We start from the raw sequence: 11,727 nt of genomic DNA on the forward strand, positions 1-11,727 counted from the left end.
TGGCTACGTTGGCTGCCGTCCGCGACCGGCCCTTTACGTGCCTTGCCGTTTAGCTATCTTCCGGGGAATCTGTGGTCACGGCGCTGATCGGATCGTCCAGCAGCGACATCGGGGACGAAGTCATGATCGAAGCTGCTTGGGCCGGAATCGCTGCTCTCGCCACAACGGCCGCATCGACGCCGACAGCGCCCTCCTTCTGCCAGCGCATGGCAGCCGAACTGCCGATGAAGGAAAAGCGCGTGGACGGAACCCGTCGTGCGTTCGACATGCAGACGATGACCGTCGGGCAGCGTTGGTTGACCGGTGGCAGCACGTTTTTCAGCATGAAATTGGAGCCGGTCGACGACACACCGGATGAACAGCAGCGTCTGAAAACGATGTGCCCGGGTGCGGCTTGCACAATGGAAGGCCCTCTGCGCTTCACATTGGGGTTGAAGGATGGCACCGCCCATAGCTTCGTGGCCGGGCCGAACGAGCGCATGCGCGTCGAGATGGTAGGAACCCGGATCCGCTGTTCCGACCTGTAGCTATCGCGATCGAGCGTTCGCGTGCGGGGGATCGGGCGAGTTCAGGCTGACCCCGGTCCGCCTTTCAGCGCTGCCGCGATCTTCACGGCCTGATCCCTATCCCGCCAGGATCATCTCCGCCGCCTTTTCCGCCACCATCATCACCGGCACGTTGGTGTTGCCGCCCGGCACGCGCGGCATCACCGATGCGTCCACCACGCGCAAGGCCGCAACGCCGTGCACGCGGAGCTGCGGGTCGACCACCGCCAGCGGGTCATGCCCCATGCGGCAGGTGCCGACCGCGTGGATGTCCGACGTCGCCGTCTCGCGCAGATAGGCGTCGAGCGCGTCGTCGTCCTGCCGGTCGGCGCCGGGCGCGATCTCCTCGCCCCGCATCGGATCGAACGGCGCCTGCGCGAAGATGCGGCGGATCGCGCGGATCGTGGCGCGGCCCATCGCCATGTCGCCGGGCGTTGCGAGGATGTTGGGGTCGATCGAGGGCATCGTCATCGGATCGGGCGAGACCAAGCGGATCTCTCCCACGCTCTCCGGCCGCAGCAGATCGGCATGGACGAAATAGCCGTGACGGTTGATCAGCTTGCGCCCCATCGCCTCGTAGAGCGCGGGCACGAACTGCATCTTGATGTCGGGCGCGTCCGATCCGGGCAGCAGCCGCATATAGGCTGTCACCTCCGCGGGCGGGCGCGCCAGCGGGCCTTTGCGGAACAGCACGAAATCGGCGACAGCGCGCGTCGCGGCGACGGGGTGGAAGAAATTCCACATCGACAGTGGCAGCGTCGATTCCTGCTTCACCGTCACCGCCACATGGTCGCGGTAATTCTGCCCGACGCCCGGTGCATCGCGCACCACGGCGATGCCTTGCGCGCTCAGCTGCGCCGCCTCGCCGATCCCCGAGAGCATCAGGATGTGCGGCGAATGGATCGCGCCGGCCGATACGATCACCTCGCGCGCTGCCGCCGCGCGCACCGTCTTGCCGCCGCGGCGATAATCGACCGCGACGGCGCGCCCGCCCTCGATCACCACCTGCTCGACATGCGCGCCCGTCACCACCTCCAGGTTGCGGCGCTTAGCAGCCGGGCGGAGATAGGCGCGCGCGGCGGAGAAGCGGCGGCCGGCGGAGGCCGTCACGTCCGCCGGACCGACGCCCTCGCGCGTCGCGCCGTTGAAGTCCGGATTATAGGGCAGCCCCGCCGCCTGCGCGGCCTCGCTGAACGCCACCGCCAGCGGATGCTGGATGCCCGGCCGGCTGACATGCACCGGCCCGCCGCTGCCATGATATTCGTCCGCGCCCGGCCGGTAATCCTCCAGCTTGCGGAAGTAGGGCAGCACGTCGTCATAGCTCCAGCCCTCGTTGCCGAGCTGGCGCCAGCCGTCATAATCGCCGCGCGTGCCGCGATCATAGACCATGCCGTTGATCGAGGAGGAGCCGCCCAGCACGCGGCCCCGCGGCGTGTACATCTGCCGCCCGCCGGCATGGGCCTGCGGCACGCTGACATGCATCCACTGGAACCAGCCCTGGTGCATGATCGGCAGCAGGCCGCCCGGCGCATGGATGAACACGCTGCGATCGCGCCCGCCCGCCTCGATCAGCAGCACGCGCGTGCGGCCGTCGGCGGACAGCCGGTTGGCCAGCACGCAGCCCGCCGAGCCTGCGCCGATGATGACGAAATCGTGGGTGGTGTTCGGGCGCATCAATGCCGCCGTCCGCCGGTCTGGCGAAATTGGCTGGGCGTGAGGCCGGTTGCGCGGCGGAAGGCGGCGGAAAAGCTGCCCGCCCCGGCAAAGCCGAGCTGCGCGCCGATCACCTTCATGGGCAAAGCGGTGTCGAGCAGCAGGTCGCACGCCTGCGCGATCCGCGCCGCGCCGATCCGCGCCGCCGCCTGGCCCCCCTGCAGGCGCGCGAAATGCCGCACGCTGACGCCGCACAGCGCCGCCAGCTCGGTTACGGTAGGGGGCGGACCCGGCTCCGCCAGCCGCTCGGCCACCCGCCGTTCCTGCCACGGCGCCAGCCGCCCCGCCTCATGCTGCGCCTCGGCAATGCCGCCTAGCGTGCGCGCCGTCTCGATCGCCAGTGACAGCGCATAGCTTTCCACCAGCGCCTCGTGCGCGAAGCCGGGCGCCTCCAGCTCGGCGCGCAGCCGCGCCATCAGCCAGTGGACGCGCCCGTCGCGCAGGTCGAGCCCGGCGCGCAGCACGCCTTCCCCCGTCGGCAGCGTGTCGCCGGTCAGCGCCTCGAACGCCTGCGGCTCCACCGCCAGACGGACGATGCGGATGCGCCCGCCCGAACTTCGCGAACGGATGGTGACGCCCGCCGGCCGCACGAACAGTCGCCCCACGCGCGTCCGCCGCCCCGGCGCGACATCGGGCAGGAAGGCGATCGCCTCGGCCGCGAGCGGCGGCAGCGACGCCTCGATCATGTGCCGCTGCTCGCACGCGGTGATGTCCAGCGGCGAGGGCCAGCGCCACTCGATGATCTGCGCCGCGCCGATCGGCACGCGCTGTTCGGCGAGGATGATCGGGCCGCTCTCCATGGCCGTCATTCATGTCGCCGCGCTCGGCGGCCGGTCAAGCCTCGGCCGCGGCGCATGGCCGATGCGGCACACTATGTCCGCATGCACGAAGTCTGCCGGGTTGCCGCGCTGCCCGCGCCGCCGCAGCATGGGCCCGAGCGGCAAGGGCCGCACGCTTTCGGAGAGGCGCATTGACCGACGTTTCGCTTATTCCCGCGCACGTGCCGCCCGAGCGGGTGATGCGGTTCGACTTCCGCAACGATGCGGAGATCCGCCGCGATCCCTGGGGCTATATCGCCCGGCTGGACGAGCGGCCCGACATCTTCTTCTCCCCCGATCTCGGCGGCTACTGGATCGTCACCCGGGCCGCGATGATCGACGAGGTGTTCAGCCGCCACGATCTGTTCACCGCCACATCGGTCGCCATTCCCAAGCGCGATAAGTCGGTCGTGCTGATCCCGAACAATTTCGATCCGCCCGAACATACCGCCTACCGCAAGACCATGGCGAACAACCTGTTCTCGCCCCGCGCGCTCGCCACGCTGGAGCCGGACACGCGGGCTTTCTCTCAAGCCCTGTTCGACAGCTTCGTGCCCGGCGCGTGCGAGTTCGTCGATGATTATGCCTACAAGCTGCCGATCGACATCTTCCTGAAGCTGATGGGTGCGGACCTTGCGCTGCGCGACGATTGCCTGTCGTGGATCAAGCTGATCTTCCGCGGCCGCGACGCGGACGAGACGAACCGCGGCTTCATCGCCGCCGCCGGCTGGGTCGCGACATGGCTGGACGAGCAGCTCGCCGATCCGGCGCGCAATCCCGGCAGCATGTTCCAGGCGATGGTGGCCAGCCGGATCAACGGCCGCGCGCTGACGCTGGACGAGATGCGCTCCATCACGCTGATGCTGTTCACCGGCGGGCTCGACACGATCACCTCGCAGATGACGCACATCATGCGCTTCCTCGCCGAGAACCCGGATCATCGCCGCCACCTCGTCGATCATCCGGAGGACGTGCCCTTCGCACTGGAGGAGCTGCTGCGACGCTTCGGCATCTCCTTCATCGGCCGCGCGGTGGCGAAGGACATCGACTATCACGGCGTCGCGATGAAGGAGGGTGACGTGATCTGCGCGGCGACCCCGATCGCCGGGCTCGATCCGCGCGCCTTTCCCGATCCGCTGACGGTGGATTTCGGTCGCGGCAATGGCCGTCGGGTGAAGCATCTCGGCTTCGGCTCGGGCCCGCACCTGTGCATCGGCGCGCACCTCGCCCGCGTCCAGCTGACCGTGATGCTGGAGGATCTGCTGCCGCGCATGCCGAACCTGCGCATCGCCCCCGGCACCACGATCGAGACGATGAACGGCGCCACGCTGATGCTGAAGGCGCTGCCGCTGTTGTGGGATGCCTGACGCGCGCTCTTTGCGCAGTTCGCGGCCGATCCCGCCTTGCATCCCCGCCATCGCCGGTCCACTCAGCGCCGCGGGTGCGTAAGGCGCGGGCAAGACGAGAGGCGTGAATGGCCGACCTGGGTTGGGACGAGGAAGTCGACGTGCTGGTCGTCGGCTCGGGCGCTGGCGGGCTGACGGCCGCGGTCGCCGCGGCGGACGCGCATGGCAGCGTGCTGGTGATCGAGAAGAGCGGCGAATATGGCGGCACCTCCGCCACGTCGGGCGGCGGCATCTGGATCCCGAACAGCCCGTTGGGGCGCGAGCAGGGGCTTGAGGACAGCGAGGAGGAGGCCTTCTCCTACCTTCGCCCGCAGAGTGCGCCGAACGTCCCCGATGGCGTGATCCGCGCCTATATCCGCCGCGCGCCCGAAATGCTCGGCTGGCTGCATGAAAAGACGCCCGTCCGCTTCACCAGCGTGCCTTATCCCGATTACCATGTCGAATATCCGGGCGGCAAACAGGGCTTCCGCACCCACCTGCCCGTGCCGTTCGACGGCCGGCAATTGGGCGCCGACATCCTCCACCTGCGCGCGCCTTCGCCCGCCGCCAGCCTGTTCGGCATCATCAACTGGCGCTTCGACGAGACCTATACCCTGCTGTTCCGCCCCAAGGGCTGGCAGAAGGCGCTGGGCAAAATGTTCTGGCGCTACGGCTCGGATCTGCCGCACCGCTTCCGCTCGATCAAGGATCGCCACCTGACGCTGGGCAATGCGCTCGTCGGCGGCTTGCGCCTCGCGCTGAAGGAGCGCGGCGTGCCGCTCCGCCTCAACACCGGCCTCGTCGAGCTGGTGCGCGAGGGCGACATGGTGACCGGCGCGGTGGTCGAGCAGAAGGGCAAGCGCCGCCGCATCCGCGCGCGCCGCGGCCTGGTGCTCGCCGCCGGCGGGTTCGAGCGCAATGCCGAGCTTCGCCGCAAGCACCTGCCCGGCTCCGCCGATCCGACGATCAGCGGCTCGCAGATCAACAACATGGGCGACACGATCGTTGCGGCGGAGAAGGTGGGCGCGGCCTTGCGCAACATGCACTCCACCTGGTCCGCCCCCGTCTTCCGCGTGCCGGGGGAGGAGCGTGCGCGCCTGTCGACGATCGAGCGCGCGCTGCCCGGCTGCATCATCGTCAACCAGGCGGGCAAGCGCTACATGAACGAGGCGGCATCCTATCACGTCGTCGGCCGCCAGATTCTCGAGAATGACAGACCGGGGGCAGGCACGCAGCCGTCCTGGGTGATCTTCGATGCGACCTTCCGCCACAAATATCCGATGGGGCCGCTGCTGCCGCTGATTCCCGACGCGCTCCAGCCCAAGGGCGTGCGCAAGATCATGCGCAAGGCGGACAGCATCGAAGCGCTGGCGCGGCAGATCGGCATGTCGGCCGACGCGCTGGCCGCCACCGTCACCCGCTTCAACGCCGATGCCGAGCGCGGCGTCGATACCGAGTTCGACCGTGGCGGCCCGGCCTATGACAAGATGTACGGCGATGCGCGGGTCCAGCCCAATCCCACGCTCGCCCCCATCGTCAAGGCGCCCTTCTACGCCTTTCCCATCTATGGCGGCGATATCGGCACCAATGGCGGCGTCGTGACGGACGAGGATGCGCGCGTGCTGGACGAGGGCGGGCGGCCGATCGGCGGCCTCTACGCGGTCGGCAACAATGCCGCCTCGGTGATGGGCGAAAGCTATCCGGGCGCGGGCGTGACGCTCGGGCCGGCGATGGCGTTCGGCTATGTCGCCGGGCGCCACGCCATGGGGGTGAACGACTGACGCTCACCCCGCCGCCCCTGCCGCTCAGCGCGGCGGGGCGGCGGGCCCTTCGATGTCGGAGCGGCCCGCCATGCGGATGCGGGCGATCTCGTCCTCGCCGATTTCGCTCACCAGCATCGACAGCCGCCGGCTGACGGTGCGCGCGATCAGCCAGCGGCCGTCGCGGCGCACGAAGTCGTCGTCATAGCTGACCGCAAGCTGCGTCAGCCGCTTGGCCTGGGTGTCGATCTGGAAGAAATACAGGTCGAACCAGCCCTTGGCCGTATCGCCATCCACCTCGACGATCGGGTTGGTGCCGTGATGCATGTCGACGATGTGCGGCACGCACCCGAACTTGCGATAGATGGCGACGAAACTGTCCGCGTCGGTGAACAGCGGAAAGCCCTCGAAGTCGATCACCGCATCGTCGGTGAAGCAGGCGCGCACCGCATCCGGCTGCTTGCGGTCGCATGCGCGCAGATAGCGCCACTTCAGCGCCTCCACCGCCCGCACATCCTCCAGCGCCGCTAGCCGCGCCTCGATGCTCCGCTCGGTCATTCCACTCTCCCCCAATGCGCGGCGACGAAGCGCGCCACTTCGCGCTCGCGCTCATCATCTTCCGGCACGCCGCCGAAGCCGCCATGCGGCATCCCCTCGAACACGTGCAGCTCCGCCGCCACGCCCGCGGCCCGCAGCGCACGGTGCATCCGCACCGTGTTGGACAGGAACAGGTCGCGCGTGCCCGTCTGCAGGAAGGTCGGCGGGAAGCCCGCGAGATCGCCGAACAAGGGCGACAGCAGCGGATCGTCGAGCGGCCGCCCCGCCGCATACAGCAGGTTCGCCGCGTGCAACCCTTGCGGCAGCACGGGATCGAGCCCGGCCAGCGTCGCGAAGCTGTCGCCGCTCTCGGTCAGGTCCACCTCGGGCGTCATCAGCACCAGCGCGGCGGGCATCGGCAGCCCCGCCGCGCGTGCATGGAGCAGCAAAGCCGCGGCGAGATTGCCCCCCGCGGACGCCCCGCCAACCACGATGTTGTTCGCGCCATGCGCCGCCACCAGCACGCGGTAGACGGCGAGGCAGTCGTCCAGCCCCGCCGGAAACGGATGCGCCGGCGGCATGCGGTAATCGACGCCGACCGCCGTCACTCGGTGGCGCAGCGCCGCCAGCACCGCGCAGCCGCGGGCGAACGCCCCCGCCCCCGCGATCAGCCCGCCGCCATGGAGATCGAGATAGACGCGGCCGTCCTCCGCCGCCGGCATCGGCCGCGCGACATGGACGGTGGCGCCGCCCATGTCGCGCGTCGCCAGCGCCAGGCCGTCCTCGGGCAGCGACGCCGCCATCGCGCCCATCATCGCATCCAGGTCGGCGATGCGCGCCTGCCAGCCGGCCACGTCTTCCAGCGCCGGCCAGTCGGGCGCCGCTGGCCGTGCCGCGGCGGCGGCGAGCGCAGCGCGCGCCGCATCGCTGATCGAGGCGGGCCACGGCACCAGCCGGGCGGGCTGCGCGATGCCGTGCGACGCGTCTGCGAGGGGCTGGTCTGGCATGGCGGGTTCATCACACGAGCCGGCGAGATCGCGCAAGCCCCGCCGCCGCTACGCATGTTCGCGCTGCCGACCGCCTGCCCCCATCAACAGCGTATTGCATGGGACCGCACTGCTACGTAGACGGTGGCGACCAAGGAGAGGCAAGAATGGCCAGCGTAGCCACGACCACCGATCGTCCCGCGTTCGAGCGCGAGGCGCTGTTGCAGGCCGCCCGCGACCGCGCGGGCCTCGATGATTTCGGCGACACCTGGTTCATCGAGCCGATGGACGCGTTCATCGCCTCGGCCAACAGCGAGGCCAAGCTGACCGAAGCCGGCATCGCCGCGCAGACCGAGGTGATCGTCAAGGGCCTCGTCAGCCGCCTGCGCATGATCGAGGACATCAAGAAGCATCCCGAGATCCTCGACGAGAAGGTCGAGGTGGCGGGCATTATCCTCGGCCTGCCGCGCACCGGCAGCACCATCTTCCACCGACTGCTCGCCAGCGCGCCGAGCATGACCGCGATCCGCTGGTTCGAGGCGCAGAATTACGCGCCTTTCCCCGGGGAAACACCCGGCGACCCGGTGGAGCGCCGCGCTTATGCCGAAGCGATGATCGCCGGCTGGCTCCAGGCCGCGCCCGAGCTCACCTCGATCCACCCGCTCGATCCCGAAGGCCCGGACGAGGAGATCCTGATCCTCGGCCAGATGTTCGTCTCGACCATGGTCGAGGGCATGACCTTCGTGCCGAGTTTCGCTTACTGGCTCGACGATTACGACCAGTCCAAGGGGCATGAGGATCTGAAGATGATCCTCGCCTATCTGCAATGGCAGGAGCCGGCGCGCCGCGGCACGAAGTGGGTGCTGAAGAGCCCGTCCAACCTGCCTTATACCGAAGTCGCGGCGAAGGCGTTTCCCGATGCGCTGCTGATCATGACGCACCGCGATCCGCTGGCGACGGTGCCGTCCTATGTCAGCATGCAGGCCGCGCTCTACAAACTGGGCGCGACGCTGACCGATCAGGAAGTCGGCGCCTTCTGGTTCCCGCGGCTGGTGTCGTGGATGAAGCGGTTCGAGGCGGCGCGCGCGCGGATCGGCGAGGATCGCTTCGTCGACATCGACTATCGCGACGTCGCGCGCGAACCGCTGAAGCAGGCGCAGCGCGTGCTGGAGAAGATGGGCCTGCCCGTCGATGCCGGCAGCGAGGCGGCGCTGGCCGAGTTCATGGCCGGCAACCAGCGCGAACAGCGGCCGATGCACGATTATTCGCTCGAGCGCTTCGGCCTCGACCAGGGCGAGATCGAGGCGGCCTTCGCCGATTATCGCGCGCGCTACATCCGTTAGGGGAGCCAAGCTCATGGAGATCCGGCCGGGCGTGTTGCGGACACCGGACGCGCGGTTCGCTGACCTGCCGGATTTCCCCTTCGCGCCGCATTACGTCGAGGTGCCGGGGGGCGCGCTCGGCCCCTTGCGGATGCATTATCTGGACGAGGGACCGGCCGACGCCGCGCCCGTGCTGATGCTGCACGGCAATCCGACGTGGAGCTTCCTCTACCGCCACATGATCCGCCCGCTGGCAGACGCCGGCCACCGCGTGATCGTGCCCGACATGATCGGCTTCGGCCGGTCGGACAAGCCGGCGGATCGCAGCGCTTATTCCTATGATCGCTTTGTCGGCTGGATGGGCGCGTTCGTGGATGCGCTGGACCTGACCGGCATCACTTTGGTCTGCCAGGATTGGGGCGGGCCGATCGGGTTCCGCATACTCGCGGAGCGGCCGGATCGCTTCGCCGCGGTGTTCGCCACCAATACGCTGCTGCCCAATTGCGAGCCGCCGCCGCGCGGCATCGAGGGCTGGCCCGGCCCCGGCATCGAGGCGTGGATCGAGACGTGCCGCACCAGCAGCGATCTGCCTGCGGGCGAGCTGGTCGCCGGCGCCTCGCTCCACCGCCCCGCGTCCGACGTGCTGGCCGGCTATGACGCGCCTTTCCCGGAGGCGGCCTACAAGGCCGGCCTGCTCCAGATCACCTGCGGCATCCCGGTCAGCGAGGCGGCCGAGGGGCTGATGGCGAACCGCGCCGCATGGGCGCTGCTGGAGCGGTGGGACAGGCCCTTCGCCACCGCGTTCAGCGACGGCGATCCCGCCACCGCCGCCTGGGCGCCCGTCTTCCGCCGCCGCGTGCCGGGGGCCGCGCAATGCGCGCATCCGGTGATCGAGCGCGCGGGCCACTTCGTGCAGGAGGAACAGGGGCCGGCGCTCGCCGCCGAGCTGCTCCGCTTTCTGGACGCGTAGGGCGGCTGACCGACGCGACTTTCACTTGCGTATTGCGAAGTGGGGTAAGTTGCGCAATTGAACGGCGCGTGACGCAGATTACGCGTCACGTGCGCGACAAGGGGGAGCGATGCAGGGCAAGGTGATCGTCGTGACGGGCGCGAGCGACGGCATCGGCCGCGCCACCGCCGACCGCCTTGCCGCCGAGGGCGCCCGCGTGGTGATGATCGCCCGCGGCCGCGACAAGCTGGAGGCCGCCGCTGCCGAGATTGGCGGCGCGGTGGAGACCGCGGCGCTCGACGTTACCGACACCGCCGCCTTCGAAGCGGCCATCGCCGGCGCCGCCGCGCGGCACGGCCGGCTGGACGGGCTGGTCAACAATGCGGCCCATGTCTCGATGGGGATGATCGTCGATACGGACGAGGCGGCGTGGCGCGCCACCTTCGCCGCGGGCGTGGATGCGGTGTTCACCGGCACGCGCGCGGCGCTGCGCGTGATGATGGCGCAGGGCTCGGGCTCGATCGTCAACATCTCGTCGACCAACGGGCGGCGGGCGATGGCGGCGATGGGGGCCTATTCCGCGTCCAAGGCGGCGCTGATCCAGTTCAGCAAGGTCGCCGCGATGGAGGCGGGACCTTCGGGCGTGCGCGTCAACGCGCTGGCGCCGGGCATGGTGATGACGCCGGGCAATGCCGCCTTCTACGAGACGATGCCCGAGGCGCTGGACGCGGTGAGCGCGGCGATCCCGGCGCGGCGCGGCGGGCGGCCGGAGGAGATTGCCGGCGCGATCCGCTTCCTGCTGTCGGACGATGCCAGCTACGTCAACGGCATCTGCCTCGACGTGGACGGCGGCAAGGCCGCGCAGCTCTACATGCCGGGTTGAGGAGGGAGCGATGAAGCGGGTCGAGGGCAAGCGCGCGGTGGTGACCGGCGGCGCGCAGGGGATTGGCGCGGCGATCGCGCGGCGGCTGGCGGCGGAGGGGGCGACGGTCGCCATCCTCGATCTGTCGGCCGAGGCGGCGGGCAAGGTGCTGCCGGGCCCGCATGTCGGCATCGCCTGCGACGTGACCGACGCGGCGTCGGTCGACCGCGCCTTCGCCGAGGTGAAGGCGGCACTCGGCGGGGTCGACATCCTCGTCAACAATGCCGGGCGCGGCAGCGCGGCGGGCGACGGCATGGACAGGTTCTACGCCGCGCAGGCCGAGCGGCACGCGCAGATCGCCCGCGGCGAGACGCCGACAATCTTCGCGGACCAGACGATCCACTGCGAGGATCGCGGCTTCCAGGGCGTGATGGAGGTGACGCTGAACGGCGCCTTCCGCTGCTCGCGCGCGGCGGTGCGGCTGATGGCGGAGGAAGGGATTGGCGGCAACATCGTCAACATCGCCTCCACCTCGGGCGTGAAAGGCGACGGGCCGGTGCCCTATGCCACCGCCAAAGCCGCGGTGCTGGGCATGACGCGGGCGATGGCGCGCGAGCTGTCCGCCCGCGGCATCCGCGTGAACGCGGTCAATCCGGGTGCCACCGAGACGCCGATCTACGCCACGCTCTCGCCGGAAGTGAAGCAGGCCGTCGCCTCCGACAGCCTCATGGCGCGGCTGGCCGATCCGGACGAGATTGCCGGCGCGGTCGCCTTTCTCGCCGGCAGCGACGGCAGCTTCGCAACGGGCAGCATCGTCACCGTCAACGGGGGCGCCTGGTTCAGCTGACGA

Annotated in this window: 11 protein-coding genes; 7 read left to right on the plus strand and 4 right to left on the minus strand. The window is 69.7% G+C overall.

From position 1 onward, the window contains the following. The first annotated feature begins 71 nt into the window (after positions 1-71). A complete protein-coding gene (locus BM360_RS08500; protein ID WP_093313302.1) occupies positions 72-527 on the plus strand; it encodes a hypothetical protein in 456 nt (151 codons plus the stop codon). Between the two features lie 96 nt (positions 528-623). Here the strand turns inward: BM360_RS08500 and BM360_RS08505 are convergent, their stop codons facing one another. Both BM360_RS08505 and BM360_RS08510 read right to left on the minus strand, forming a co-directional pair. Continuing rightward, on the minus strand, positions 624-2,219 hold the full coding sequence (locus BM360_RS08505) for a GMC family oxidoreductase (RefSeq protein WP_093313304.1): 1,596 nt from the start codon (positions 2,217-2,219) through the stop codon (positions 624-626). After that, positions 2,219-3,067: a helix-turn-helix domain-containing protein gene (locus BM360_RS08510; protein WP_093313306.1), complete on the minus strand. Its 849-nt coding sequence runs from the start codon at positions 3,065-3,067 to the stop codon at positions 2,219-2,221. The genes BM360_RS08505 and BM360_RS08510 overlap by 1 nt, the downstream gene beginning before the upstream one ends. Positions 3,068-3,228: 161 nt before the next feature. On the opposite strand from BM360_RS08510, the gene BM360_RS08515 reads away from it, so the two are divergent. Beyond that, the gene (locus BM360_RS08515) at positions 3,229-4,443 is read left to right on the plus strand and encodes a cytochrome P450 (protein WP_242653368.1); all 1,215 of its coding nucleotides are present in this window, start codon (positions 3,229-3,231) and stop codon (positions 4,441-4,443) included. 107 nt (positions 4,444-4,550) lie between these two features. Then, positions 4,551-6,242, plus strand: coding sequence for an FAD-dependent oxidoreductase (locus tag BM360_RS08520; RefSeq protein WP_242653370.1), 1,692 nt, complete (start codon positions 4,551-4,553; stop codon positions 6,240-6,242). A 24-nt stretch (positions 6,243-6,266) separates the two neighbouring features. Here the strand turns inward: BM360_RS08520 and BM360_RS08525 are convergent, their stop codons facing one another. Both BM360_RS08525 and BM360_RS08530 read right to left on the minus strand, forming a co-directional pair. Then, entirely contained in the window at positions 6,267-6,779 is a 513-nt protein-coding gene (locus BM360_RS08525; RefSeq protein ID WP_093313310.1) for a nuclear transport factor 2 family protein, read from the minus strand. Then, the gene (locus BM360_RS08530; RefSeq protein WP_093313312.1) at positions 6,776-7,765 is read right to left on the minus strand and encodes an alpha/beta hydrolase fold domain-containing protein; all 990 of its coding nucleotides are present in this window, start codon (positions 7,763-7,765) and stop codon (positions 6,776-6,778) included. The genes BM360_RS08525 and BM360_RS08530 overlap by 4 nt, the downstream gene beginning before the upstream one ends. 146 nt (positions 7,766-7,911) lie before the next feature. On the opposite strand from BM360_RS08530, the gene BM360_RS08535 reads away from it, so the two are divergent. From BM360_RS08535 to BM360_RS08550, 4 genes are all read left to right on the plus strand, one after another. Further along, positions 7,912-9,087, plus strand: a complete 1,176-nt coding sequence (locus tag BM360_RS08535) for a sulfotransferase family protein (RefSeq protein WP_093313314.1) — start codon at positions 7,912-7,914, stop codon at positions 9,085-9,087. A 13-nt stretch (positions 9,088-9,100) separates the two neighbouring features. Further along, entirely contained in the window at positions 9,101-10,036 is a 936-nt protein-coding gene (locus BM360_RS08540; RefSeq protein WP_093313316.1) for a haloalkane dehalogenase, read from the plus strand. Between the two features lie 109 nt (positions 10,037-10,145). Then, on the plus strand, positions 10,146-10,898 hold the full coding sequence (locus tag BM360_RS08545) for an SDR family NAD(P)-dependent oxidoreductase (RefSeq protein WP_093313318.1): 753 nt from the start codon (positions 10,146-10,148) through the stop codon (positions 10,896-10,898). 10 nt (positions 10,899-10,908) lie between these two features. Continuing rightward, positions 10,909-11,724: an SDR family NAD(P)-dependent oxidoreductase gene (locus BM360_RS08550; protein ID WP_093313320.1), complete on the plus strand. Its 816-nt coding sequence runs from the start codon at positions 10,909-10,911 to the stop codon at positions 11,722-11,724. Positions 11,725-11,727 lie beyond the last annotated feature (3 nt).

Origin of the sequence: Sphingomonas jatrophae (assembly GCF_900113315.1) — a bacterium.
Taxonomy (GTDB): Bacteria; Pseudomonadota; Alphaproteobacteria; order Sphingomonadales; family Sphingomonadaceae; genus Sphingomonas_P; species Sphingomonas_P jatrophae.

What these genes read in the sequence shown, in the direction of transcription:
- BM360_RS08550 (WP_093313320.1), top strand. Translation starts at nt 10,909, where the DNA reads ATGAAGCGGGTCGAGGGCAAGCGCGCGGTGGTGACCGGCGGCGCGCAG.
- BM360_RS08540 (WP_093313316.1), top strand. Translation starts at nt 9,101, where the DNA reads ATGGAGATCCGGCCGGGCGTGTTGCGGACACCGGACGCGCGGTTCGCT.
- BM360_RS08545 (WP_093313318.1), top strand. Translation starts at nt 10,146, where the DNA reads ATGCAGGGCAAGGTGATCGTCGTGACGGGCGCGAGCGACGGCATCGGC.
- BM360_RS08520 (WP_242653370.1), top strand. Translation starts at nt 4,551, where the DNA reads ATGGCCGACCTGGGTTGGGACGAGGAAGTCGACGTGCTGGTCGTCGGC.
- BM360_RS08535 (WP_093313314.1), top strand. Translation starts at nt 7,912, where the DNA reads ATGGCCAGCGTAGCCACGACCACCGATCGTCCCGCGTTCGAGCGCGAG.
- BM360_RS08530 (WP_093313312.1), bottom strand. Translation starts at nt 7,765, where the DNA reads ATGCCAGACCAGCCCCTCGCAGACGCGTCGCACGGCATCGCGCAGCCC.
- BM360_RS08510 (WP_093313306.1), bottom strand. Translation starts at nt 3,067, where the DNA reads ATGACGGCCATGGAGAGCGGCCCGATCATCCTCGCCGAACAGCGCGTG.
- BM360_RS08505 (WP_093313304.1), bottom strand. Translation starts at nt 2,219, where the DNA reads ATGCGCCCGAACACCACCCACGATTTCGTCATCATCGGCGCAGGCTCG.
- BM360_RS08525 (WP_093313310.1), bottom strand. Translation starts at nt 6,779, where the DNA reads ATGACCGAGCGGAGCATCGAGGCGCGGCTAGCGGCGCTGGAGGATGTG.